Here is a 25,962-nt window from a genome sequence, read left to right on the forward strand (position 1 = left end):
ACGGGACAGCGTCGCGGTCAGAGGACCTGGCAATCCTTGGACATCGGCGTCTTGCCGACATCACCACGACCGGTGCAGACCAGATTCACGGTCTGACCCTTCTTCAGGGTGCCGATGACCTCCAGGTGAGCCTGGCTGAACGAGAACTGCGGCTCGATGAACAGGCCCGCGCGCAGGCTCACGTAGGGGTCGCCCATCAGATCGGTGTTGATCGAGTCCACCGTGCCGGAAACGCGGTAGCGCTTGCCCTTGAACTTCTGGTCGGCGGCAACGGTGTTCTCCTCGTAGGCCTTGGCCAGCTCGGCAACAGTCACCTGCGGCAGCGCGTCGAGCGCGGCACGCTCTTCGTCGAGCTTCTTCTGCTCGGCCTCGGCCTTGGCGCGCTCCTTCGATGCCGCAGCGTCGGCCTTGGCCTGCTCCCTGGCGGCAGCGGCTTCGGTACGCTGCTGCTCACGCGCAGCGGTCTCGGCTGCACGCTGCTCAGGCGTCTTGTTGGCGTCGACCAGCATGCCGAGTGCGATCAGGCCCACGAACAGGACCACGATCACGATGATCGCCCACTTCAGAAACTTCTTCATGAATCCCCCCTTCCTTGTTGTAAGCGCAGCAAATCCGGCCACGCGATGCGGTCAACAAGTATAACGACTATGTGAAGACCGCTGGCCAACACATGGGCAGATGCGGCATCTGCCAGTGGCATTGCAGGGGGAATGGCTGGCCGGCCATGAACGCACCTCGGCTGGTGCGAAAGGGGGGACTCGAACCCCCACGCCTTGCGGCACTGGAACCTAAATCCAGGGCGTCTACCAATTCCGCCACTTTCGCGTGGCCGGCACAGGCGTTCATTGTCGCAGGCGGGGGCCGGAAGCGGAAGGCCTGCACAAAGCTGAATCCGTCACTCCGGGCGACCGGCCGCCGCCCGGAGTGACCGTGGATCAGTGCTGCTGAGGTTCAACGCGTGCCGTGTCGGCACCGTGCCCGGGCACTGCGTCCACTTTGCGGACTTCAACGCCCCCGTCGCTGGTCCTGCGCAACTGCACCGCCTCGGGCCGGGTCACGCCTTCAGCTGGCGCCGTCGGCTGTATCTGCATCGCCTCACTGACTGGCGCGGCGGGAGCGTGCAGTGCGTTGGTGTCGCGCTGCACGGTCTGCGCCGGGTCGCCGGGCTGGCTGCAGGCAGCGAGCGCCGCCAGTGCCAACGGCAACAACAGCACCGGGCGCAGTCGATTGATATCACCCATCAGGATCGTCCTTCATGCATGCGCCATCGGCGCGGAAGAACCATTGGGTGCGATGCAGGACGCGATGCGATGAGAAACAGCGCACAGCATTGAAAACACTGATGACGCATGTGACCCCGGTTTCATCATCGCTTCAGTAGATCCACGCCATGCGTGGATGCGGCCTCCGCCTTCTCCGCGCATGGCGTGGATCTACCGGCTTAGCGACTTGGCGCCCTCAGCCCGGTCACAGGCAAGAAAAAAGCCACTTGGCTGACCAAGTGGCTTTCGTCTGGTGGGCTGTCAAGGATTCGAACCTTGGACCTATTGATTAAGAGTCAACTGCTCTACCAACTGAGCTAACAGCCCGAAATCGGGGCGCGAATTATGACCCGATCCGCTCGGTGGGTGCAAGCACTTTCTTCAACATCGTTGAAACCAGCGCTGCGGTCCCGCTGCTGCTGCAGAACCCCGCCAGGCGGAGCGCTTCAGCGCGTGATCCATCGAAATGATGGGGTCACACTTATAAGAAAAAAGCCACCTGGCGTACCAGGTGGCTTCCGTCTTGGTGGGCCGTCAAGGATTCGAACCTTGGACCTATTGATTAAGAGTCAACTGCTCTACCAACTGAGCTAACGGCCCGTGAAACTCAGACGCACATTGTAGCGTGCATTCTGTTTATTGCAATACCGTTTCGGCAGCGCCGATACGGTTGAATCAGTGGGGTGGCTGAGGGGATTCGAACCCCCGACCACCGGAATCACAATCCGGTACTCTAACCAACTGAGCTACAGCCACCACTGAAACTTTCGTCCCCCGCCGATACCCGCTGGCGCTGGAACTTCAAACCTTTGCCTGGGGACTGTCACCGAAGTTCCGGTCCGCCGAAGCGAGTCCGATATTCTGGTGGAGTCTTTACGCTTTTGCAAGCACTTCTTCACATCCGCCGATGCGATCCCGGTGCCTCGCCGATGGCGCGCCCGACAGGAATCGAACCTGTAACCGCCGGCTTAGAAGGCCGGTGCTCTATCCAGTTGAGCTACGGGCGCCCGAACCGGAACGGCGTCCAATCCGACGTGATGTGGGATTGGTCGGGGTAGAGGGATTCGAACCCCCGACATCCTGCTCCCAAAGCAGGCGCGCTACCAGACTGCGCTATACCCCGGTCTTGCAATCCCCTCGGGCCAGGCCCGGGGAGCTGGTCATTGTGGCCAAGCGCATCATGAACTGTCAACGCGGGCGACTCGCACCCGACGCCTGACACGGCACCACGTGCAACCATCGGCTATGCTCCCGGTCATCGGCCGGATGGCCGTCCAGCCCCTCATTCGCACGGAGAACACGCATGCGCAGCGGCAACCCGGCTCTTTCCGAGTCGACCTTCCTCGACCTCGCCAGTGGCTCGGTGGTAACCAGCCCCGACCAGGCCATGACCCTCAACGGCACCGTCAACAAGACCGGTTTCCTGCTGCTGCTGACCGTGTTGACGGCGGCCTTCGCCTGGAACCAGTCGATCGACGAGTACGACCAGGTCATGGACGCGGCCAAGGTGTACGCCATGGGCGGCGCGATCGGCGGCCTGGTGCTGGCTCTGGTCACCGTCTTCAAGAAGGAATGGTCCCCGGTCACCGCGCCGATGTACGCGCTGGTCGAGGGGCTTTTCCTCGGTGCCATCTCGGCCGTCTTCAACGCCAAGTTCCCGGGCATCGTGTTCCAGGCGGTGCTGCTGACCTTCGGCACCCTGTTCGCGCTGCTGATCGCCTACCGCAGCGGCGTGATCAAGGCCACCGAGAACTTCAAGATGGGCGTGGTTGCAGCAACCGGCGGCATCGCCCTGCTCTACCTGGCCTCGTTCGTGCTCGGCTTCTTCAACATCAATGTGCCGGTGATCCACGATTCCAGCTGGCTGGGCATTGCTTTCAGCCTGTTCGTGGTGGTCGTCGCCGCGCTGAACCTGGTGCTGGATTTCGACTTCATCGAAACCGGCGTGGCCCAGCGCGCGCCGAAGTACATGGAGTGGTATGGCGCATTCGGCCTGATGGTGACCCTGGTCTGGCTGTATGTGGAGTTCCTGCGCCTGCTGTCGAAGATCCAGCAGCGCTGAGCCCCATCAGGTCGTAAACGACAAGCCGTGGTCCGCGAGGGCCACGGCTTCTTTTTTGGAACCCCACCCCATGTCCCACACCTTCCACAGCTATCGCCCGGCCGACGGCCACCGCCTGCCGCACGACCCGTTCAACGCCATCATCGGCCCACGACCGATCGGCTGGATCTCCAGCTGCGACGCCGAAGGAACCTTGAACCTGGCGCCGTACAGCTTCTTCAATGCGTTCAACTACACCCCACCGATCATCGGCTTCTCCAGCCAGGGCCGCAAAGACTCGCTGCGCAACATCGAAGCGACCGGTGAGTTCGCCTGGAACCTGGCGACCTTCGACCTGGCCGAAGCAATGAACGAAAGCTGTCGTGCGGTCGGGCCGGAGGTCGACGAGTTCGCCCTGGCCGGGCTGACGCCACTGGCCTCCACACAGGTCGCGCCACCCCGCGTGGCACAGAGCCCGGTGAGCATGGAATGCCGCTGCACCCAGATCGTGCGCCTGCGCGATGCCGCCGGCCAGGACACCAACGGCTGGCTGGTGCTGGGCGAAGTAGTGGCAGTGCACATCGACACCCGTTTGCTGGTCGATGGCATCTACGACACCGCTGCAGCGGCGCCGATCCTGCGCGGCGGCGGCCCCGCCGATTACTTCCGCATCGGCGCCGAACAACGCTTCCGCATGTTCCGCCCGGCCTGAGCCTCAGGCTGCCGGCGCACGCGACACCAGCGCCGGCAGCGACGAGGCCAGCAACGCGATGCCGGAAGCGGTCAGCAGGCTCAGTACGACCTGCCGGAAGCGCGCCTCGCTGATACCGATGTAGACCCGCGCGCCCAGCAGGGTCGGCACCAGCATGGCCGGCGCCACGATGGCGAAGTACGGCAGCATCTGCCGCGTCACCAGGCCACTTCCGACATAGGTGGCCATGGTCACCGCCAGCATGGCCAGGTTGAAGTTCTGGATGACCGCGCGCTGCTCGTCCTTGCCGAAGCCGCGCAGCGTGCTCCACAACGTCGGCACCGGCCCGGCGAAGCCACCGATGCCACTGAGCACGCCACCGGCCATACCGGCAATGGCGTCACCCACGCGCCCTCCGATCGTGATCGGCGGCAACGAGCGCGCCATCAGCATCACCGGGCACCACAGCGCCAGGAAGCCGCCCAGCAACGCCTTGAACCAGTCCATGTCCAGCTGCGGCAGCACCATCACGCCCAGCGGAATGCCGGCCAGCCCACCCAGCACGAAGGGCAGCAGCAGGCGCAGGTTGAAGCCGCGGCGCACGGTGAACACCGCCACCAGCTGGCCGACCAGCGCGCCGAACACCGACAGTGTGGCCGCCAGTCGCGGCTCCAGCCCCCATGCCCAGAACGACATCGCCACCATCCCGAAGGCGAAACCCGACAGCCCCTGCACGAACCCGGCAACGATCGCGCCAAGTGCGACCAGCAGATACACCGACTCCATCACCACCTCGGTTGCAGCGGCACGACTACCCTGCCGCGCCCACCTGTGCAGCGTAGTGCGCCGCGAGGTGCTCGACCAGCGCACGCACCTTGGGGGCAAGCGCACGTGCATGCGGATACAGCGCGAAGTAGCGTCGCTGCCCCGCGTGCCAGGCCGGCAGCACACGGATCAAACGACCGGCGCGCAGGTCTTCCTGCACCGTCAGTGCGGTGAACAGGCTGATGCCCATTCCCGCCAGCGCGGCGGCATACAGCGCCGGCGTGGCATCCACGCGCAGGCGCTGGCCAGCCTCGATGTTCATGCTGGCACCACGCGGCCCCTGCAGCTGCCAGGGCAGCATCGACGGCGTGGGACTGAAGCCCAGCAGCGTGTGCTGCGCAAGGTCGGCCGCCTGCCGCGGCAGCCCGTGCCGGGCCAGATAGGCTGGCGCGGCCACCAGGATGCGCGGGCAGCTGGCCAGTTCACGTGCGACCAGCTGGCTGTCCGGCAACGCATGCGCGATGCGCAGGGCCAGGTCGAAACCGCCGCCCACCACATCGACCAGCTGATCATCGGCCGACAGGTCCAGCGAGACCTGCGGGTAACGCTGCAGGAACGACGGCAACCACTGTGGCAACTCCTGGCTGGCGACCACCTGCGGCACGCTGATCCGCACCGAGCCACTGGGCTGGGCCTGTCCTGCACGCGCGCGGTCATCCGCCTCCTGCAGACGATCGAGCAGCGTACCGGCCTCCCGGTAGTAGTCGCGTCCGGCTTCGGTCAATGACAGCCGGCGGCTGTTTCGATCGAGCAGGCGTACCTGCAGGTGGTCTTCCAGTTGCCGCAGCTGCCGTGACATCGCCGAGTGGGTCGTGCCCAGGCGTTCTGCCGCAGCGGTGAAGCTGCCTGCGTCGACGATGGCGCGCAGCGCGCGCAGGGCAGCGAAATGATCCATCAGCGGGCAACTCCACCTGGCGGGGCCCACGGCGTGCGGGCCCCGCCAGCTTATCAAGCGCCGTCGCCGGCCTTGCGCACCGGCAGCGCCAGGATCGCATCGGTGCGCATGACATCTCCGAAGGTGTCTTCGATCTGCGCCAGCGAGGCCTCGTGCAGCGCGCGATGATCCATGCGCTGGCCGCCGGCCAGATCCAGATCACGACTGGCTGTCGCATCGGACGACACGATCACCCGATAGCCGCGCGGTGCGGCGGCAGCGTCGCGGGCGGCACCAGCCACGCAGGCATGGGTCTGCAGGCCGGTGACGATCAGGGTGTCGATGCCGGCGTCCTTCAGCACGGCGTCCAGGACGGCAGCCGAGGCGCCAGCGAACACGCTTACGTTGTCCTTCTGCACCACGGTCTCGCCCTTGCGCGGCAGCAGGTCGCGATGGAAGGCGGCGTTGACGCTGCCCTGTGCGAACAACGGCGCACCGGCCGGCAGCACGTGCTGCACATGGATGACGCGGATGCCGTTGGCATCGGCGAACTCGACCACCCGCTTGGCCTGGCGCAGCGCGGCCACGCCATCGGGAATGACCATGCGGCCACCGGCAAAGCCCGGTGCGGCGCTGGCGTCGAAGTATTCGTTCTGGAAGTCGATCACCAGTACCGCGGTTTTCGCGGCATCCAGCGAGGCCACGACCGGCGCGCCGGCCATGTGCCGGATGGTGGGATGGGACGGCTCGGCAGCGGCGACAGGGGCGGTGGCGGCCATGCCGATCAGGCTGGCCAGGCCGAAGGCGGTGAGGTTCATGTGCGGCTTCCTGTGCGATGGGTGTGGGGCACAGGATGCGGAGCGATTGACGCACGAACCAGCCATGCAACAGCACACGATCTGTGCGGAAAACGCACAGCTGGGTCGTTCCGTCATCCACGCATGGCGTGGATCTACCCGTAAACGCAACGGGGCGCCCGAAGGCGCCCCGCTGTGGATTCAACCGAGGTCGACCAACCGCTTACAGGCGGGTGGCGATGGCCTTGGCGAAGCTCATGGTGGTGCCGGTGCCGCCGAGGTCGCCGGTCAGCGAGTCCTTGGCTTCCATGGTGGCCACGATGGCCTTGCGCAGGCGCTCGGCATTTTCCGGCTGGCCGATATGGTCCAGCATCTGCGCAGCTGCCAGCAGCAGCGCGCACGGATTGGCCTTGCCCTGGCCGGCGATGTCCGGCGCGGTGCCGTGCACGGCTTCGAAGATCGCCGCGTCCTTGCCGATGTTGGCACCCGGGGCCAGGCCCAGGCCGCCCACGAGGCCGGCGCACAGGTCGGAGATGATGTCGCCGAACAGGTTGGTGGTAACGATCACGTCGAACTGTTCCGGACGCATCACCAGCTGCATGCAGCAGTTGTCGACGATCATTTCCTGGAACTCGATGTCCGGGTACTGCGCGGCCACTTCACGGGCGACGTTCAGGAACAGGCCCGAGGTCGACTTGATGATGTTGGCCTTGTGCACGGCGGTGACCTTCTTGCGGCCGACGCTGCGGGCCAGCTCGAAGGCGTAGCGCACGATGCGCTCGGAACCCTTGCGGGTGATGCGGGTGCCGGAGAAGGCGGTTTCGCCGTCGGCCGACACTTCCTGGCCTTCGGCCAGGTACGCACCTTCGGTGTTCTCACGAACGGTGATCAGGTCGACGTTGTCGAAACGCGACTTGGTGTTCGGGAAGGTGTGGGCCGGACGCACGTTGGCGTACAGGTCGAAGTGGCGGCGCAGGCTGACGTTGATCGAGGTGAAGCCACCACCGACCGGGGTGGTCAGCGGGCTCTTCAGCGCGACCTTGTTGCGCGCGATCGATTCCAGGGTCACCGCCGGCATCAGGTCGCCGTGCTTTTCCAGGGCCACCAGGCCGGCGTCGGCGTCTTCGTACTCCAGGCCAGCGTTCAGCTGGTCGAGCACGAACAGGGTGGCGTCCATGATTTCCGGGCCAATGCCGTCGCCGCGGATGACCGTAATTTTCTGCGTCATTGATCGATGTTCCGAACAGGGGGAAAAACGCCGTCCGGACGTGCCCGGAAACGCCGGCGCAAAGGAAGTTTCACCGGCAATTATGCCTTAGCCGGGCCCGGCTACCCAAGTAGACCATGGTCCGGTAGCGCCGGGCCGTGCCCGGCGGGCGGGACATCTGCTATTCGCCGGGCATGGCCCGGCGCTACCTGGAGCCGATCAGGGCTCCTGGGCTGTCGGATCGCGGGAAAGGGCCCGGCGCGCGGCCGTGATCCGGTAGCGCCGGGCCATGCCCGGCGGCTTTTCGTTCAGGTCTCCGCCGGGCATGGCCCGGCGCTACCTCAGTGCTCGTGGGCTGCCGGGGCGGCCGCGCCGCCTTCGAGCTGGTCGAGGAAGTCCACGGCGCGGCGCAGGTGCGGGATCACGATCGAGCCGCCAACCACCAGGCCGACCGAGAAGGTCTCGAAGAACTCCTCGCGGGTCACCCCGGCGTCCTTGCACTGGGCCACGTGGTAGCTGATGCAGTCGTCGCAGCGAAGCACCATCGAGGCCACCAGGCCCAGCAGCTCCTTGGTCTTCACGTCCAGCGCGCCGGCCTGGTAGGTCTGCGTGTCCAGCGCGAAGAAGCGCCGCACCACCTGGTTCGGTTCGCCCAGGATGCGCTCGTTCATGCGCTTGCGGAAGTCGGTGAACTCGGCGATGCGGTCCTTGCTGCCGTCGTCGCCCGCGCTCATGCCTGGCCCTGCCCGGCCAGCAGCGGCTCGAGCTTGCCTTCACGGTGCAGGGCCATCATGTCGTCGTAGCCGCCGACATGGACATCACCCACGAAGATCTGCGGCACGCTGGTGCGGCGGGTCAGCGCCATCATCTTCTCGCGCTCGACCGGGTCCAGGTCGATGCGGACCTCGGTCCACTGCTGGCCCTTGCTCTTGAGGAAGTTCTTGGCGGCCACGCAGTACGGGCAGACGGCGGTGGAATAGATGGTGATGGCGGGGGCACCGCCGGCGGTCTGGGCTGTCACGGGAAACTCCACGATGGATCGACGGTCTACATATGGTACCGGTGCGCTGGAATTTCCACGCCACCGCCGCAACACTGTGGATTAACGAATGGTTGCCCCCTGCCCTGCCACGCTTGGCGCGCCCTGCCCGAGGACCTTCTGCTTGCGAGCCCTGCTGCTGACTACCGCCGTCACCCTGGCCCTGGCCATGCCGCTGGCCCAGGCCCAGGAGAAGCTGCCCGACATCGGCTCCTCGGCCGGCGAGCTGCTGACCCCGGCGCGCCAGGCCGAGTACGGCGCGATGATGCTGCGCGAGCTGCGCAACTACGGCTACCTGCTGGACGACCCGCTGGTGAACGACTGGCTGCAGACCATGGGCACCCGGCTTGGCTCCAACAGCGACCAGCCGCGCCAGCCCTACACCTTCTTCGTGATGAAGGACCGCCAGATCAACGCCTTCGCCACGCTGGGCGGCTACATCGGGGTCAATGCCGGCCTGGTGCTGACCGCCGAACGCGAGGATGAGGTGGCTGCGGTGCTGTCCCACGAAATCGCCCACGTCACCCAGCAGCACGTGCTGCGCGGGGTCGAGCGCGCCCAGCGCGACCAGATTCCGATCCTGCTCGGCATGCTGGCTGCGGTGGTGGCTGCCCAGGCCAGCAACAGCACCTCCTCGGGCAACGCGACCATGGCCGCGATCAGCTCGGGCATGGGCCTGATGCAGCAGCGGCAGATCAACTACACCCGCTCCAACGAATCGGAGGCCGACCGCCTCGGCATCCGCACCCTGTCGCGCAGCGGCTATGACGTGGACGCGATGGCCGGCTTCTTCGAGCGCATGTCGGCGGCGATGCGTGGCAACGAGGGCGGCTACAGCGTGCCCGAGTTCCTGCGCACCCACCCGGTCAACATCACCCGCATCAGCGAGGCCAAGGCCCGCGCCGAGCAGATGAAGAAGGACACGGTGCTGCTGACCACCAGCACCCCCAGCGGCGAGCGCAAGGAACGGGTGAATCCGGCCGACCCGGGCTTGGCCGAGCCGCTGCTGCGGGGAAACAACCCCTTGCTGCCCAGCAGCGTGCTGCGCATTCCGGTCGGCCAGCTGGCCCGTGGCGCCAGCGGCGACTTCGAGTGGGCACGCGAGCGCCTGCGGGTGCTCAGCGCCGATTCCACCGCCGAGCTGGAGCGCGAATACGCGGACATGGCCAAGCGGCAGAAGGACGGCCTCAACGACGCCCAGCGCTATGGCCAGGCGCTGGCGGTCATGCGCGGCGGCCGCAGCGGTGCCACGCAGGCCCGGCAGACCCTGGCCAGCCTGCTGCAGACCCGCCCGGACAACCTGTGGCTGGCACTGGGCCTGGGCGAGGCCGAATCGCGTGCCGGGCTGGGCGCGCAGGCCAACACCCGTTTCGAGCAGCTGCTGCGCGAGCACCCCAACAGCCGGCCCGTGGCCCTGACCTACGCCGAGATCCTGAACGAACAGGGCACCCGCGAGGCCGGCCAGCGTGCACAGGCCATGCTGCGGCCCCTGCTGTCGCAAAGTGGTAACGATCCGGTCTTCCAGCAGCGATACGCCCGTGCCAGCGAGCTGGCCGGTGACAGCGTGCGCGCCAGCGAGGCCTATGCCGAGGCCGCCTTCCTCAGCGGCCGCCCGGAGCAGTCGCTGATGCAGCTGCAGGCGCTCAAGCGCAACCCGGCGCTGGACTACGTGGGCCGGGCACGGGTGGATGCGCGCATCGAGGCGATCACCCCCACCGTGCTGGAGCTGCGCCGCCAGGGCGTGCAGGACCCGGACCTTGACCGCCGCTGAGTGCTGCATGACCGGTCGATGGCAATCCCGACCGGTTCCGGCCAGGTAGTCACAAACATGTCATCAAACCGTAGTCTACTGGCACCACTCCAGTAACCGAGCCCTACGGTGTCCTCGTGCAGAAACGCATCCTGATCGTCGACGACGAGCCCGCGATCCGTGAAATGGTCGCCTTCGCCCTCCGCAAGGGCGATTACGAACCGGTCCACGCCGGCGATGCCCGTGAGGCCCAGACCGCGATCGCCGACCGCGTTCCCGACCTGATCCTGCTGGACTGGATGCTGCCCGGCACCAGCGGCCTGGATCTGGCCCGCCGCTGGCGCAAGGAGACGCTGACCCGCGAAGTGCCGATCATCATGCTGACCGCCCGCGGTGAAGAGAACGACCGCGTCGGTGGCCTGGAAGCCGGTGTCGACGACTACGTGGTCAAGCCGTTCTCGGCGCGCGAACTGCTGGCCCGCATCCGTGCGGTCATGCGCCGCGCCCGCGAGGACGACGAAGACGGCAGCGTGGCGGTCGGACCGATCCGCATCGACGGTGCCGCCCATCGCGTGTTCGCCAACGACCAGCCGGTGCCGATCGGCCCGACCGAATACCGCCTGCTGCACTTCTTCATGACCCACCCCGAGCGCGTCTACACCCGCGCCCAGCTGCTGGACCATGTGTGGGGCGGCAGCGTGTACGTGGAGGAGCGCACCATCGACGTGCACATCCGCCGCCTGCGCAAGACGCTGGAACCGTTCAACGCCGAGAACATGGTGCAGACCGTGCGCGGCGCCGGCTACCGCTTCTCCACCGCCACCTGAGTCTCGTCGTGCCGGCGCCGCGCACCCGCGGGTGCCGGCACCGGCAACTCTGCTATAACCCTCGGTTCACCCCAGTGAACCGCCGCACCTCAACGACGAGATCGCAATGCCCCGCCACATCCGCTCTGCCTGGTTGAAGACCCTGGCCACCGTTGCCGCGGTACTGCTGTTCTCCGGACTGGTGGGGTGGTTCACGGGTCACCTGTGGTTGTGCATCGCACTGGGCGCGCTGGCCACCCTGGCCTGGCATTACTGGCGGCTGCGCAGCGTGCTGCGCCGGCTGACCGCGCGCCAGCGCTGGGACACCGCCGAGGAAGGCACCGGCGTCTGGAACGAGCTGGACCGCCTGCTGTACCGCAACCAGGTGGAAATGCGCGTTCGCAAGCGCCGCCTGCTCGACATGCTGCGCAGCTACCGCGCCGCCGCCGCCGCGCTGCCCGACGCCGTGGTGGTGCTGGACCGCAACAGCCAGCGCGTGCAGTGGTTCAACGAAGCCGCCACCGCCCTGCTCGGCCTGCATCATCCGGGCGACCTCGGCGAGGCGCTGGTCGAGCGCCTGCAGCCGATGCCGCTTGCCCACTGGCTGGCCGGCGGCCGCAATGCCGAGCCGATCCTGGACGTGCCCTCGCCGGTCGATCCTGCGATCCGCCTGAACCTGCGCCTGATTCCCTATTCGTCGGACTACTGGCTGCTGATCGCCCGCGACGTCAGCAAGCTGCTGCGCCTGGAACAGGTACGCCGCGACTTCGTCGCCAACGTTTCACACGAACTGCGCACGCCCCTCACCGTGGTCCACGGCTACCTGGACATGATGGACCCGGAGGATTTCCCGGGAACCGGACCGATGCTGGAAGAAATGCGCAAGCAGAGCCAGCGCATGGCCCAGCTGGTGGAAGACCTGCTGACCCTGTCGCGCCTGGAATCGCAGGAACACAGCGAGGAAGAGACGGTGGCGATGCAGCCGATGCTGGCCACGCTGCGCCGCGAGGCCGAGGCGCACAGCCAGGGCCGCCACCAGATCAGCATCGATGATCTGGCCGGCGTCGACCTGCAGGGCTCCACCAAGGAACTGCACAGCGCCTTCTCCAACCTGGTGACCAACGCGGTGCGCTATACCCCGGCCGGTGGCCGCATCGCGGTGGAATTCCGCCGCGAAGGCGACGGCGCGGTGCTGGCGGTGCGCGATTCCGGTTACGGCATCCCGGCCACCCACCTGCCGCGCCTGACCGAACGTTTCTACCGTGTCTCCAGCAGCCGTTCCCGCGAAAGCGGCGGCACCGGCCTGGGCCTGTCCATCGTCAAGCACATCCTCGGCCTGCACCACGCGCGGCTGGAGATTGAAAGCGAGGTCGGCAAGGGCTCGGTGTTCTCCTGCCATTTCGATGCCGACCACGTGCGCCCGCGCGAGTCCGCCCCCCTGACTTCCATCGAAGAATGACGCCATGAGCAGCCTCGGATCCCTCCCCCTCCCCGTGAGCCCGGACAACGATCCGTTGCGCGACCCGGCGCTCTACATCAACCGCGAACTGTCGCAGCTGGATTTCAACTTCCGCGTGCTGGCCCAGGCGATGGATCCGCAGGTACCGCTGCTGGAGCGCCTGCGCTTCATGTGCATCTCCTGCACCAACCTGGACGAGTTCTTCGAGATCCGCGCCGCCGCCGTCCGCCACGCGCAGGAGTTCGGCCTGCCGCCGGCACCGGACGGGATGAGCCCGCAGGCCATCCTCAACGCGATCCACGACCGTGCCGCCGAACTGGTGGACCAGCAGTACCGCTGCTGGAACGAGACGCTGCGCCCGGCACTGATGGAGGCCGGAATCGGCGTACTCGGCCGGCATTCGTGGACCCACCGCCAGAAGCGCTGGCTGCGCGCGTACTTCCGCAACGAGATCATGCCGGTGCTGTCGCCGCTGGGCCTGGACCCGGTGCATCCGTTCCCGAAGATCCTCAACAAGTCGCTGAACATCGTGGTGGTGCTGAAGGGCACCGACGCGTTCGGCCGCGCCGGCCACCTGGCCATCGTGCGTGCGCCGCGCTCGCTGCCGCGCATCATCCAGCTGCCGGAGAAGCTCGGCGGATCGCAGAACTTCGTGTTCCTGTCGTCGGTGCTGTCCACCTTCGTCGATGAGCTGTTCCCGGGCATGGAAGTCCAGGGTGCCTACCAGTTCCGCGTTACCCGCAATTCCGAGCTGGTGGTGGACGAGGAGGAAGTGGAGAACCTGGCGCTGGCACTGCGCGACGAACTGGTCGATCGCGGCTACCGGCCGGCGGTGCGGCTGGAAATCGCGCAGGACATGCCGCGCGAGATCGTGCGCACCCTGCTGCAGAACTTCGGCCTGACCGAGAACGCGGTGTACCGCATCGACGGCCCGGTCAACCTCAACCGCATCATCCAGCTGTACGACCTGATCGCACAGCCGGACCTGAAGTACCCGCCGATGACCCCGCGCACACTGCGCGACAGCGACGGCATCTTCGAGACAGCCTCGCGCCAGGACCTGCTGCTGCACCACCCGTTCGATGCCTTCACCGCGGTGCTGGACCTGATCCGGCAGGCGGCGATCGATCCCAACGTACTGGCGATCAAGCAGACCCTGTACCGCACCGGCAAGGATTCGCTGATCGTCGACGCGCTGATCCAGGCCGCACGCAACGGCAAGGACGTGACCGTGGTGGTCGAGCTGCGCGCGCGCTTCGACGAAGAGGCCAACCTGGGCCTGGCCGATCGCCTGCAGGAAGCCGGCGTGCAGGTGGTGTACGGCGTGGTCGGCTACAAGACCCACGCCAAGATGCTGCTGATCGTGCGCCGCGAGGGCCGCAAGCTGCGCCGCTACGTGCACCTGGGCACTGGCAACTACCACAGCGGCACCGCACGCGCGTATACCGACATCAGCCTGATCACCGCCGATGCGGACATCGGCAACGACGTGCACCTGCTGTTCCAGCAGCTGTCCGGGCTGGCGTCGAAGATGAAGCTCAAGCGCCTGCTGCAGTCGCCCTTCACCCTGCACACCGGCATCCTCGGCCGCATTGAGCGCGAAACGCGCATCGCCGCCGCCGGCCGCCCGGCGCGGATCATCGCCAAGATGAACGCCCTGAACGAACCGCAGGTGGTGCGCGCGCTGTACGCCGCTTCGCAGGCGGGCGTGCAGATCGACCTGATCATCCGCGGCGCCTGCACCCTGCGCCCGGGCGTGCCGGGTGTGTCGGACAACATCCGCGTGCGCTCGATCGTCGGCCGCTTCCTGGAGCACAGCCGCGTCTACTGGTTCGGCAACGACGGCGCGCCGGAGATGTACTGCGCCAGTGCCGACTGGCTGGAACGCAACCTGCTGCGGCGGGTCGAGACCTGCTTCCCGATCCTGGACCCGGAGCTGGCCAAGCGGGTCTACCGCGAAGTCCTGCAGAACTACCTCGACGACAACCTCAACGCCTGGGAACTGGATGCCGACGGCATCTACCACAAGCGTGCACCAGCCCACGACGAAGCCCCGCATTCTGCGCAGATGGCATTGATGCAGGGACTCTGACCCGGTGGGTGCCGACCTTGGTCGGCACATCTGGAATCATCCACGCATGGCGTGGACCTACCGTGTCGACCAAGGTCGACACCCACCGACAGCAGCGACGCCGTCCCGACAGATCGCAGAGAACTGTCGAAGGCGGGATGGGTCCGGTGGCAGTGGTGTGAGCGCGATGGGCCCGAGGCATGCCTCGGGCGGGTTGGGCAGGACGCCCAACCCCGGTCTTGCCGTGTGCGCAGGACAGCGCACACGAGCAAGCGCGACCAAGCCCCCATGGACGGGTTCACGGCGTCCCCTGCCATCGGACCCACCCCGCCATCCCACGGATAGCCTGCTGTTGCTGTTGCCGTTGATTCGGCAGGTGCAGGGCGCAGCCCTGCCGCACTCCCCTCTTCCAAAATGTGAAGGCCACGCGGTGACGAGCACACCGCCCCTTCGGCTAACATTCGCCCATGCCGCATACCACCACGACTCCGCCCGCATTGCAGGATGGCGACCTGCTGGCCGCCATCGACCTTGGCTCCAACAGTTTCCACATGGTCATCGCGCGCTACACGCTCGGCCAGCTGCGGGTGATCGACCGCCTGCGCGAGACGGTGCGCATGGCCGACGGCCTGGATGGCAAAGGTGGCCTCTCTGCCGCTGCACGGCAGCGCGCGCTGGAATGCCTGGCCCGTTTCGGCCAGCGCATCCGCAATGTGCCGCCGCACCGGGTACGCGCATTGGCCACCAACACCGTACGCCAGCTGCGCTCGCCGCAGTCGTTCCTGGTCCCGGCCGAAACCGCGCTGGGGCATGCCATTGAAGTGGTCAGCGGCCGCGAAGAAGCGCGCCTGATCTACCTTGGCGTGGCCCACGCGCAACCGCCCAAGCCCGGGCAGCGCCGACTGGTCATCGACATTGGCGGTGGCTCCACCGAATTCATCATCGGCATGGGCATGCAGACCCTGGAGCGCGAGAGCCTGCAGGCCGGCTGCATCGCCAGCACCCGCCGCTTCTTCCCGGGTGGCAAGCTGAGCAAGAAGCGCTGGAAGGATGCGCTGGCCGAGATCGGCCGCGAGTTCCAGCCCTTTGCCAGCAAGTACCGCGCACTGGGCTGGCAGGAAGCGCTCGGCTCCTCGGGTACGCACAAGGCGATCAGCGAGATCTGCGCGACGATGAAGCTGAGCAAGGGCGCGATCACCGCCGAGGCCCTGCCCCAGCTGCGCGACGAACTGCTGAAGGCCAAGAAGATCGACGACATCCAGTTGCCGGGCCTGTCCAGTGACCGCCGCCCGATCATCGCCGGCGGCATCCTGGTGCTGGAAGCGGCCTTCCAGGCGCTGGGCCTGCAGAAACTGCTGGTCAGCAAGGCGGCGATGCGCGAAGGCATCCTGTATGACATCGTCGGCCGCGCCGGTGAGAACGACCTGCGTGACGAATCGGTGGCCGCGCTCAGCCAGCGCTACGGCATCGACACGGTACAGGCCGACCGCGTGCAGGACACCGCACTGTCGCTGCTGGAGCAGGTGCAGGAGCGCTGGAAGCTCGATGCCGACGACGCACGCATGCTCGGCTGGGCCGCGCGCCTGCACGAACTGGGCTTGATGATTGCCCACAGCGGCTACCACGTGCATGGCAGCTACGTGCTGGAGCACTCGGACATCGCCGGCTTCTCGCGGCAGGAGCAGCAGATGCTGGCCGCACTGGTACGCAGCCATCGCCGCAGCGTGACCAAGACCGCCTTCGACGCCCTGCCCGAGCGCCTGCTGCTGACTGCACGCCGGTTGGCCGCCCTGCTGCGCCTGGCGGTACTGCTCAACCGTGCCCACGAGGATGATCCGCTGCCGGCATTGGAGCTGACCGCCGACGACAACCGCCTGTCGCTGATCGTGCCGCAGGCCTTCATCGATGCCCGCCCGCTGCTCCGCGCCGACCTGATCGGCGAGACCGACGGCCTCGCTGGCCTGGGCATCCAGTTCCGGCCGTTCGTGGCCTGATCGCTACTGCCAGGGCGGCGCGTCACAACGCGTCGCCTTAGGCCTCCTCTGCGCGTTTTTCGCGCAATTCCTGCTGCATCGCAGCAGTTGAAGCCGGACGCTGCCTATGCCGAAATGGCATAAGCATCTGCTTTTGTTCATTTTTCGTGAAATGACGTGAAGCGCAGTGACAACTTTCGACACGCTCTCTTTACAGGACGTTAACCAACGAGACTACTATCGGTCGTCGGTCTGATTAACGACCGGCTTCATCGACGTCCGGAGTGACGTCTCGCGCACGACCTGAGAGAGAGATCGTTAATGACTTCACGTACCACCGCGCTGGGCCAGGCCATCCGTTACGCCCTGGCGACCACCGCTACGCTGGCTGCCCTGCCGGCCTTCGCCCAGAGCAGCAGCACTGCACCGACCACCCTGGACCGCATCGAGATCACCGGTTCGCGCATCCGCCAGGTTGACGTTGAAACCGCCCAGCCGGTGCTGGCCCTGTCCCGCCTGGACATCGAACGCCAAGGTTTCAGCTCGGTGTCGGACATCCTGCAGAACGTCACCGCGATGGGCAGCCCGACCATCAGCCGTGCCAACGTGCTGTCGGCCGGTGAAGATGCCGGTGGTACCTACGTCAACATGCGCAACCTCGGCACCCAGCGCACGCTGGTGCTGGTCAACGGCAAGCGCCTGGGCATCAGCACCAGCGGCTACCAGGACGTGTCGACCCTGCCGGTGTCGGCGGTGGAACGCATCGAAGTGCTGAAGGACGGCGCCTCGGCCATTTACGGCTCCGACGCGATGGCCGGCGTGATCAACATCATCACCCGCACCAACGTCAGCGGCATCACCGCCAACGTCTACCACGGCCAGTACAGCGAAGGCGACGGCGCGCGTGACCGCTTCGACGTGGTTGCCGGCTGGTCCAACGACCGCTTCTCGGCCACGTTCGCTGCCGAGCACTCCGAAGAAAAGGCCGTGTGGGCGCGCGACCGCGGCTTCAGCCGCTACAGCAACACCGACCGCCACCCGACCGATGGCTGGACCACCAACAGCCAGTGGGGCCAGTTCTATGGCGTGAAGGGCGGCCCGGGCTGCACCAAGGCCGCCGGTTGCGACTACGCGCTCAACCGCGGCAGCGACCCGACCAACCCGGCCAACTACCACTTCACCGACCCGACCGCGTTCACCGGCGACGTCAGCAACACCAACGATCAGATGCACCTGAGCTATCCGATCAAGCGTGATTCGCTGTACTTCTCGGGCCAGGCCAACATCACCGACACCGTGCGCTTCAAGGCCGAGCTGGGCTACAACAAGCGCAGCTCGACCCGCGTCACCGCCGGCTATCCGTTCGATGTCGACGTCGCCAAGATCAACCCGATGTCGATCGACAGCTACTTCAATCCGTTCGGCAACCAGCATGGCTACGCCACGCCGACGGCAGTGAAGTGGAACCGTCGCCTGTGGGAACTGCCGCGCACCAGCACCAGCGAACTGAAGACCTACCGCGCCGTGGCAGCGTTCGACGGCTCGTTCGAGATTGGCGAGCGCTACTTCGACTGGGAAGTGGGCTACCAGTACAACAAGAACGAGCTGCGCCAGCACACCACCGGCAACCTGCACAAGGGCCGCGTACAGGCCGCCACCGGTCCGTCGTACTACAACGCCACCACCGGCAAGGTGGAGTGCGGCACCCCGGGCGCGCCGATCGCCGGCTGCCTGCCGTGGAACCCGCTGGTTCCCTACGGCGTGGAAAGCCCGTATGGCATGACCAACAACCAGGCCCTGCAGGACTGGCTGTTCCCGGCCGAGAACGCCACCGGCCGCACCACCTCCAAGAACGCCTTCGCCACCATCAGCGGCAGCCTGTTCACCCTGCCTGCCGGTGACCTGGGCTTTGCCTTCGGCGTGGAAAACCGCGAGGAAACCGGCAAGTTCGTGCCGGATGCACTGGCCCAGACCGGTGCCACCACCAACCTGGCCGCTGGCCCGACCGGTGGCTCGTACAAGGTGAAGGAAGCCTACCTGGAGTTGAACGTGCCGGTGCTGGCCGACCTGCCGGGTGCCCGTGAGCTGAGCCTCAACGCCGCGACCCGCTTCTCGGACTACAACACCTTCGGCAACACCCTCAACAGCAAGTTCGGCTTCAAGTGGAAGCCGATCGACCAGCTGCTGGTGCGTGGTACCTGGGCGCAGGGCTTCCGTGCCCCGACCATCTCCGACCTGTACGGTGGTGGTTCGGAAACCTTCGCCAACTTCTCTGACCCGTGCGACAGCAAGTACGGTTCGGCCAAGAGCAGCGCCGAAGTCCGCGCACGCTGCGCGAAGGACATCGCCGATGTCGCCAACTTCCGCCAGCTGGACAGCAGCAACAAGCCGACCGAAGGCTCGGTTGCCGCTACGCCGACCCCGTTCATCGGTGGTTCGAACCCAAACCTGAAGCCGGAAACCTCGACCAGCCGCACCCTGGGCGTGGTCTGGAGCCCGACCTTCGTCAGCAACCTCAACGTCTCGCTGGACTGGTGGAAGATCCGCATCGACGACACCATCGTCGATGACAGCCCGAACCAGATCCTGATCGACTGCTACGAGCAGGGCCTGGCCGATCGTTGCGCGCGCTTCACCCGCAATCCGTCCAACGGCATCGTCACCGGCCTGAGGTTCGGCGGCCGCAACGCCGGCTTCGCCGAAGTCGAAGGCTACGACATGGACCTGTCGTACCGCCTGGAAACCGACTACGGCAAGCTGAGCACCTCCTGGTCGACCACCTACGTGGCCAAGGACATCTCCCGCTCGTCCAACGACAGCTCGATCGTGCCGACCGTCAGCAACGGCATCGTCACCAACTCGGGCATCGGCTTCCGCGTGCGTTCGAACCTGACCGTCGGTTGGGACCTGGAGAACTTCGGCGTGAGCTGGACCGCGCGCTACTACTCCAGCGTCAAGGAACAGTGCGTCAACCCGACCAAGTACGCCGACGAGTGCTCCGATCCGGGCGTGATCGCGCCGTGGTACAAGGGTGCGCGCAACTACAACGAGCGTGGCGCAGTGACCTTCCACGACGTGCAGTTCCGCTACAACCTGCCGTGGGATGCCACCGTTTCGGTCGGTGCCAACAACGTGTTCGACAAGCAGGGCCCGGTCATGTACACCAAGCCGCGCTCGGTCTTCTCGTACTACGGCGGTTACGACATCGGTCGTTTCATCTACATGAAGTACACCCAGCGCTTCTGATCCATCCGCGCTGTTGAAGCACCACGACCACGGCCCTTCGGGGCCGTGGTTTTTTTCTGTTTCCGCGCAGGTTGTCGCTGCCTGCAATTGCCATGACGCTTTCGGTCCAGAGTCGAGGCGAGGGTGTTTCGTCCATCGCTCCCACGTCGATCAGATCAATCGATTGATTCACTTCCGGTTTGTGCGGAAGCGTCATGCCGTGCCATGGCGATTTCGTCCTTTCCCCATACCTCTCCCTCTCCTCCTTCACTAGGTTCGAACAACCACCGCCTGCGGTGGCGTTGGCGCAGCCCGCTTGGCCGCGCACCGAAGACTTCGAAGACTGAGAGAGAGAGACCCATGACCATCCGTATTCCCGCACTGGGGCTGGCGATCCGTCGTGCGCTTGCAATCACGGCGACCACAACCCTGGCCGTTCCAGCACTCGCGCAGCAGGCACCGGAAGCCACCACGCTGGACCGCATCGAAATCACCGGCTCACGCATCCGCCAGGTCGACCTGGAAACCGCACAGCCGGTGCTGACCGTCAGCCGCGCCGACATCGAGCGACAGGGCTTCAACTCCGTTGCCGACATCCTGCAGAACCTGACTGCCACCGGCAGCCCCGCGTTGAGCCGCGCCAGCCCGCTCAGCGCTGGCGAGACCGCCGGTGGCAGCTACGTGAACATGCGTGGCCTCGGTGCGCAGCGCACCCTGGTGCTGGTCAACGGCAAGCGTCTGGGCATGACCACTTCCGGGTACCAGGACATCTCCAGCATTCCCGCCGCTGCGGTGGAACGAATGGAAGTGCTCAAGGACGGTGCCTCGGCCATCTACGGGTCCGACGCGATGGCCGGCGTGGTGAACATCATCACCCGGCGCAACGTTCAGGGTGTAACCGCCAACGTCTATCACGGCCAGTACAGTGAAGGCGACGGTGCCCGTACCCAGTACGACGTGGTTGCCGGCTGGTCCAATGACCGTGCTTCCATCAGCATTGCTGCCGAGCATGTCGAAGAAAAGGGCGTCTGGGCCAAGGACCGCGGCTTCAGCGCCTATACCTATACCGACGGCCACGCGGATGACGGCTGGACCACCGTCGGCCAGTGGGGCCGCATCACCGGCTTCAAGGGCCCCGGCTGCAGCAACACCCGGGGCTGCAGCTATTCGCTCGACCGTGGCAGCCAGCCGGGTGGACCGGACAGCTTCCACCTCAGTGACAACACACCGTTCACCGGTGATGTCAGCAACAGCAACGAGCAGATGCATCTGCAGACTCCGATCAAGCGCGATTCGATCTTCGTCGATGCGCGCGTGGATCTGAACGACCAGGTCCGTTTCAACACCCAGCTGGCCTACAACCGGCGCACCACCACGCGCCAGATTGCCGGCTATCCCTTCCAGTCCGGCGCAGCCGGCATCACCCCGATGTCGGCCGACAGCTGGTTCAATCCGTTCGGCAGCCATCACGGCTACGACACGCCCAGCGATGTGCACTGGAACCGTCGTACCTGGGAGATTCCTCGCGTCAGCACCAGCGATCTGACCACCTGGCAGGCCGTCGCGGCATTCGAGGGCAACTTCGAATTCGGCGGTCGCGACTTCGACTGGGAAGCGGGCTACCAGTACAACCGCAGTGAGCTGACCCAGCGTGCCACCGGCAACCTGCACAAGCAGCGCGTGGCCGATGCCACCGGTCCTTCGTTCTACAACCCGGCAACCGGCAAGGTCGAGTGCGGAACGCCGGATGCGCCGATCGCAGGCTGCAAACCCTGGAACCCGCTGGTTCCGTATGGCCAGGATGATCCCTATGGCCTGACCGGCAACACGGAGCTTCAGGACTGGCTGTTCCCGGAAGAACTCACCCGCGGCCGCACCACCACACGCAACCTTTTCGCCAACCTCAGCGGCAGCCTTGCCAGCCTGCCCGCCGGTGAACTGGGCTTCGCCGTGGGTGCCGAGAGCCGCCGCGAGGACGGCCGCTTCATCCCTGATGCGCTGGCGCAGACCGGTGCCACCACCAACCTGGCTGCCGGCCCCACCGGTGGCGGCTACCGCGTCGACGAGGCCTACCTGGAACTGAGCGTGCCGGTGCTGCGCGACCTCGCCGGCGCCCGCGAACTCACCCTCAGCGCGGCGACGCGGTACTCGGACTACTCCACCTTCGGCGGAACCCTCAACAGCAAGTTCGGCTTCACCTGGAAGCCGATCGATCAGCTGCTGGTCCGCGGCACCTGGGCACAGGGCTTCCGTGCGCCGACCATCGCCAACCTGTACGGCGGCGGCTCCGAGACGTTCACCACCGGTTTCCGCGATCCCTGCGATACGGTCCATGGCGCAGCCGCAAGCAGTGCCGATGTCCGCGCACGCTGCGCCGCCGATATTGCCAATGCCGACACCTACCGCCAGCTCGGCCAGGGCAATGAACCCATCACCGGCAGCAGTGGGCAGACGCCCCTGCCCTTCACCAACGGCTCCAATCCCGACCTGCAGCCGGAAACCTCGACCAGCCGCACCCTGGGCCTGGTCTGGAGCCCGACGTTCGCCGAAGGACTTCACATCGCGCTGGACTGGTGGAAGATCCGCATCGACAACACCATCGTTTCCGACCATCCCAATGACATCCTCCGCGACTGCTACGAGCTGGGCATTGCGGAGCGCTGCAGCAGCTTCACCCGCGACCCGGAACTGGGCATCGTCAACAAGCTCAACTTCGGCAACCGCAACAGCGGCTTCCGCCAGGCAGAAGGCTATGACCTGGAGATCGGCCACAAGATCGAAACCCGCTGGGGCAGGTTGAGCGCCGACTGGAAGACCACCTATGTGGTCAACGCCGAAGAGAAGACCACCAACGAAGCCGGCGTACCGGCCATCCCCAGCAATGGCATCGCCACCAACGGCGGCATCGGCTTCCGCGTGCGCTCCAACGCGTCGCTGGGCTGGGAGCATGGCAATCTCGGCCTGACCTGGGGCCTACGTTACTTCTCCGCGGTCAAGGAACGCTGCCTGGGTGCGGAGGACTATCCGAACGAGTGTTCCCACCCCGACCAACGTGCGCCGTGGTTCAGCGGTACGCGCGACTACAACCGTCGTGGATCGGTCACCTTCCATGACGTGCAGGCACGCTACAGCCTGCCGTGGGACGCCACCGTTTCGATCGGCGCCAACAACGTGTTCGGCCGCCAGGGCCCGGCCATGTACAGCCAGCCGAGTTCCAACTTCTCCTACTACGGTGGCTTCGACATCGGCCGTTTCATCTACATGAAATACCAGCAGCGCTTCTGATCCAAGCACCATGCGCGGTGCCCACCACGGCCCTTCGGGGCCGTGGTGGCGTGGGCTCCCGGCCGCGTCATCTGCCGGTCGCAAAGCGGTCACATCGGCTACATCGCCAGGCCCGAGCATGCCGGAAACCCGGAGGCCCGCCATGCGCTATGCCATCGTCACCGAGACCTATCCGCCGGAAGTGAACGGCGTTGCCCTCACCGTACAGGGGCTGGAGCAGGGACTGCGCAACGCCGGCCATGAGATCGACCTGATCCGGCCCCGCCAGGCCAACGAAGCGTTGGACTCCGCCCCGGGCACCCTGCTGGTTCCCGGCGCCGCCCTGCCGCGTTACCCCGGCCTGCGCTTCGGCATGCCGGCACCGATCCGGCTCGGCCGTCATTGGCAGCAGCAACGCCCGGATGCCGTCTATGTCGCCACCGAAGGCCCGCTGGGCTGGTCGGCGGTGCGCACCGCACGGCGCCTCGGCATCCCGGTGGCCAGTGGCTTCCACACCCGCTTCGACGAGTACCTGCCCGACTACGGCGTGGCCTGGCTGCAGGCCGCCGCGATGCGCTGGATGCGCCGCTTCCACAACCAGGCCGATGCAACCCTGGTACCCACCCGCGAACTGCAGCAGTTCCTCGGCGAACAGGGCTTCGAGCGCGTGCGCCTGCTGGCGCGCGCGGTCGACAGCCAGCAGTTCGATCCGAACCGTCGTGACCCTGCCCTGCGCGAAGAGTGGGGTGTGGACGGCAACGGCCTGGTGGCGATCTACGTCGGCCGCATCGCCGCGGAGAAAAACCTCGGGCTGGCGGTGAAGGCCTTCCGCCGGCTGCAGCAGATCCGTCCCAAGGCGCGCTTTGTGTGGGTGGGCGATGGCCCGGCCCGCGAAAAGCTGGCGCATGAAAATCCCGACTTCATCTTCTGCGGCATCCAGCGCGGCGAAGCCCTTGCACGTCATTTCGCCAGCGGCGATCTGTTCCTGTTCCCCAGCCGCAGCGAGACCTTCGGCAACGTGACCCTTGAAAGCATGGCCAGCGGCGTAGCAACGGTGGCCTTCGATTACGGCGCTGCGCGCGAGTACCTGCGCAATGGCGAGAATGGCGCCGCAGTGGACAACGATGAGCAGTTCATCGAAGCGGCCGTGCAACTGGCCGCGGATGACGCGCAGCGCCACGTGCTGGGCAGCAACGCCGCACGCGCCATGAAGCGCCTGCATCCGCAGCAGGTGGTGGCGGAATTCGACGCCCTGCTGGCCGAACTGGCCCAGTCGCGGAGGACCGGCCATGCGCACAACGCGGCTTGAACTGCTGGCCGACCGCGAAGCACGCCTGTGCCGGCGGGCCAACCACTACTGCCGCCGCCGCCGCGTGCGCCGCCTGTTCGCGGTCATCAGCCGGCTCGGCGATGGCGTGTTCTGGTATGTGCTGATGGGTGCCCTGGTGCTGCTTGATGGCTTCGACGGCCTGCGCGCGTCCGTGCACATGGCCGCCACCGGCCTGGCCGCGCTGCTGCTGTACAAGGGCCTCAAGCGTTGGACCCGGCGCCCGCGCCCGTATGCCGCCGACCTGCGCATCCGCGCCTGGGTGGCACCGCTGGACGAGTTCAGCTTCCCCTCCGGGCATACCCTGCACGCGGTGTCGTTCACCATCGTGGCGCTGGCCTACTACCCGTGGCTGGCACCACTGCTGGTGCCGTTCACCGTCGGCGTGGCGCTGTCGCGGGTGGTACTCGGCCTGCACTACCCGTCCGACGTGCTTGCCGCCACCGGCATCGCCATCGGGCTGGCGTCGGCCAGCCTGGCCTGGTTGCCGTTGCCGGTGTAGCCCCCGGGGTCAGATCCGTTCGGTAGCGCCGGGCCATGCCCGGCGATGGATGCCCTAGAATGCCCGCATGACCACGTTGTTCATTTCCGACCTGCACCTGGACCCCAGCCGTCCGGAGATCACCGACCTGTTCCTGCGCTTCCTGCGCGAGCAGGCGCCCGGCGCCGATGCGCTGTACATCCTCGGCGACCTGTTCGAAGCCTGGATCGGCGACGACACTCCCTCGCCCGCCGCCGACGCGGTGGCCGATGCACTGAAGGTGCTGTCCGACAGCGGCGTACCGGTGTACTTCATCCGCGGCAACCGTGACTTCCTGCTTGGCGAGGACTACGCACGCCGCGCCGGCCTGCGCATCCTGCCCGACCCGTGCATGATCGACCTCTACGGCCGTCCGGTGCTGCTGCAGCACGGTGACCTGCTGTGCACCGATGACATTCCCTACCAGCAGTTCCGTGCACAGACCCGTGACCCGGTGTTCCAGGCGCAGTTCCTGTCGCAGCCGCTGGCCGCGCGCATCGCGTTCGCGCAGAAGGCGCGTGAAGCCAGCCAGGCCCGCCAGTCGGAAATGAAGCAGGGTGATCGCGCGCAGTTCGAGACCGTCACCGACGTGGCTCCGGCCGAAGTCGATGCCACCTTCGTGCGCCATGGCGTGGACACCATGATCCATGGCCACACCCATCGTCCGGCGATCCACTCGCTGCAGGCGGGTGGTCGCGCCTGCACCCGCATCGTGCTGGGCGACTGGTACGAGCAGGGTTCGGTGCTGCGCGTGGACGCCAGCGGCTGGTCGCTGGATACCCTCGCCCGCGGGTAATTCCCGCCGGCAGGAAATCCGCGGCCGCGCAAGGC

General features: G+C 66.4%; 20 protein-coding genes and 6 tRNA genes. 12 read left to right on the top strand and 14 right to left on the bottom strand.

Translation table 11 applies throughout. The features are described from left to right. Positions 1–17: 17 nt before the first annotated feature. The 8 genes from AC5P88_RS16770 to AC5P88_RS16805 form a co-directional block, all read right to left on the bottom strand. The gene (locus tag AC5P88_RS16770; protein WP_448177762.1) at positions 18–578 is read right to left on the bottom strand and encodes an OB-fold protein; all 561 of its coding nucleotides are present in this window, start codon (positions 576–578) and stop codon (positions 18–20) included. A gap of 162 nt (positions 579–740) precedes the next feature. Further along, positions 741–825 (bottom strand) — tRNA-Leu (locus AC5P88_RS16775). A 110-nt stretch (positions 826–935) separates the two neighbouring features. Continuing rightward, positions 936–1,241, bottom strand: a complete 306-nt coding sequence (locus tag AC5P88_RS16780; protein ID WP_495225568.1) for a hypothetical protein — start codon at positions 1,239–1,241, stop codon at positions 936–938. A 272-nt stretch (positions 1,242–1,513) separates the two neighbouring features. Next, positions 1,514–1,589 (bottom strand) — tRNA-Lys (locus AC5P88_RS16785). Positions 1,590–1,786: 197 nt separating this feature from the next. Next, positions 1,787–1,862, bottom strand: a tRNA-Lys gene (locus AC5P88_RS16790). 79 nt (positions 1,863–1,941) lie between these two features. Next, positions 1,942–2,018 (bottom strand) — tRNA-His (locus tag AC5P88_RS16795). Positions 2,019–2,192: 174 nt separating this feature from the next. Beyond that, positions 2,193–2,269: transfer RNA gene (locus tag AC5P88_RS16800), tRNA-Arg, on the bottom strand. A 39-nt stretch (positions 2,270–2,308) separates the two neighbouring features. Continuing rightward, positions 2,309–2,385 (bottom strand) — tRNA-Pro (locus AC5P88_RS16805). A gap of 180 nt (positions 2,386–2,565) precedes the next feature. Between AC5P88_RS16805 and AC5P88_RS16810 the strand changes: the two genes are divergently transcribed. Together AC5P88_RS16810 and AC5P88_RS16815 are read left to right on the top strand one after the other, a co-directional pair. Beyond that, positions 2,566–3,324, top strand: coding sequence for a Bax inhibitor-1/YccA family protein (locus AC5P88_RS16810; protein WP_106550092.1), 759 nt, complete (start codon positions 2,566–2,568; stop codon positions 3,322–3,324). Positions 3,325–3,394: 70 nt separating this feature from the next. Next, positions 3,395–4,015, top strand: a complete 621-nt coding sequence (locus tag AC5P88_RS16815; protein ID WP_111111280.1) for a flavin reductase family protein — start codon at positions 3,395–3,397, stop codon at positions 4,013–4,015. 3 nt (positions 4,016–4,018) lie between these two features. On the opposite strand, the gene AC5P88_RS16820 is transcribed toward AC5P88_RS16815, so the two are convergent. From AC5P88_RS16820 to grxC, 6 genes are all read right to left on the bottom strand, one after another. Further along, on the bottom strand, positions 4,019–4,780 hold the full coding sequence (locus AC5P88_RS16820; protein WP_106550090.1) for a sulfite exporter TauE/SafE family protein: 762 nt from the start codon (positions 4,778–4,780) through the stop codon (positions 4,019–4,021). Between the two features lie 25 nt (positions 4,781–4,805). Further along, a complete protein-coding gene (locus AC5P88_RS16825) occupies positions 4,806–5,714 on the bottom strand; it encodes a LysR family transcriptional regulator (protein ID WP_495225569.1) in 909 nt (302 codons plus the stop codon). Positions 5,715–5,767: 53 nt separating this feature from the next. Then, positions 5,768–6,511 (bottom strand): cysteine hydrolase family protein, encoded by a 744-nt coding sequence (locus tag AC5P88_RS16830; protein ID WP_495225570.1) that lies wholly within the window; start codon positions 6,509–6,511, stop codon positions 5,768–5,770. Between the two features lie 202 nt (positions 6,512–6,713). After that, the gene (locus tag AC5P88_RS16835; protein WP_099551263.1) at positions 6,714–7,718 is read right to left on the bottom strand and encodes an isocitrate dehydrogenase; all 1,005 of its coding nucleotides are present in this window, start codon (positions 7,716–7,718) and stop codon (positions 6,714–6,716) included. A 320-nt stretch (positions 7,719–8,038) separates the two neighbouring features. Next, positions 8,039–8,431: a carboxymuconolactone decarboxylase family protein gene (locus tag AC5P88_RS16840; RefSeq protein WP_495225571.1), complete on the bottom strand. Its 393-nt coding sequence runs from the start codon at positions 8,429–8,431 to the stop codon at positions 8,039–8,041. Next, the gene (grxC, locus tag AC5P88_RS16845; protein WP_049400919.1) at positions 8,428–8,718 is read right to left on the bottom strand and encodes a glutaredoxin 3; all 291 of its coding nucleotides are present in this window, start codon (positions 8,716–8,718) and stop codon (positions 8,428–8,430) included. Before grxC ends, AC5P88_RS16840 begins: the two co-directional genes overlap by 4 nt. A gap of 142 nt (positions 8,719–8,860) precedes the next feature. Between grxC and AC5P88_RS16850 the strand changes: the two genes are divergently transcribed. From AC5P88_RS16850 to lpxH, 10 genes are all read left to right on the top strand, one after another. Then, positions 8,861–10,507 carry a M48 family metalloprotease gene (locus AC5P88_RS16850; RefSeq protein ID WP_049431132.1) on the top strand — a complete coding sequence of 549 codons (1,647 nt, stop codon included), beginning with the start codon at positions 8,861–8,863 and terminating at the stop codon, positions 10,505–10,507. 116 nt (positions 10,508–10,623) lie between these two features. Beyond that, positions 10,624–11,313 (top strand): phosphate regulon transcriptional regulator PhoB, encoded by a 690-nt coding sequence (gene phoB, locus AC5P88_RS16855; protein WP_005408258.1) that lies wholly within the window; start codon positions 10,624–10,626, stop codon positions 11,311–11,313. Between the two features lie 106 nt (positions 11,314–11,419). Next, positions 11,420–12,751, top strand: a complete 1,332-nt coding sequence (gene phoR / locus AC5P88_RS16860; RefSeq protein WP_087921666.1) for a phosphate regulon sensor histidine kinase PhoR — start codon at positions 11,420–11,422, stop codon at positions 12,749–12,751. A gap of 4 nt (positions 12,752–12,755) precedes the next feature. Continuing rightward, on the top strand, positions 12,756–14,843 hold the full coding sequence (gene ppk1 / locus AC5P88_RS16865; RefSeq protein ID WP_106550086.1) for a polyphosphate kinase 1: 2,088 nt from the start codon (positions 12,756–12,758) through the stop codon (positions 14,841–14,843). Between the two features lie 446 nt (positions 14,844–15,289). Beyond that, a complete protein-coding gene (ppx, locus tag AC5P88_RS16870; RefSeq protein WP_106550085.1) occupies positions 15,290–16,816 on the top strand; it encodes an exopolyphosphatase in 1,527 nt (508 codons plus the stop codon). A 300-nt stretch (positions 16,817–17,116) separates the two neighbouring features. Beyond that, the gene (locus AC5P88_RS16875) at positions 17,117–20,041 is read left to right on the top strand and encodes a TonB-dependent receptor domain-containing protein (protein WP_495225572.1); all 2,925 of its coding nucleotides are present in this window, start codon (positions 17,117–17,119) and stop codon (positions 20,039–20,041) included. Positions 20,042–20,380: 339 nt separating this feature from the next. Beyond that, entirely contained in the window at positions 20,381–23,305 is a 2,925-nt protein-coding gene (locus AC5P88_RS16880; protein ID WP_495225573.1) for a TonB-dependent receptor domain-containing protein, read from the top strand. A gap of 142 nt (positions 23,306–23,447) precedes the next feature. Then, a complete protein-coding gene (locus AC5P88_RS16885; RefSeq protein WP_106550082.1) occupies positions 23,448–24,593 on the top strand; it encodes a glycosyltransferase family 4 protein in 1,146 nt (381 codons plus the stop codon). Next, a complete protein-coding gene (locus AC5P88_RS16890; protein WP_099551270.1) occupies positions 24,574–25,113 on the top strand; it encodes a phosphatase PAP2 family protein in 540 nt (179 codons plus the stop codon). Before AC5P88_RS16885 ends, AC5P88_RS16890 begins: the two co-directional genes overlap by 20 nt. Before the next feature lie 67 nt (positions 25,114–25,180). Continuing rightward, on the top strand, positions 25,181–25,927 hold the full coding sequence (gene lpxH / locus AC5P88_RS16895; protein ID WP_495225574.1) for a UDP-2,3-diacylglucosamine diphosphatase: 747 nt from the start codon (positions 25,181–25,183) through the stop codon (positions 25,925–25,927). Positions 25,928–25,962: the final 35 nt, after the last annotated feature.

This window comes from Stenotrophomonas sp. YJH_SMC_8 (genome assembly GCF_059371315.1).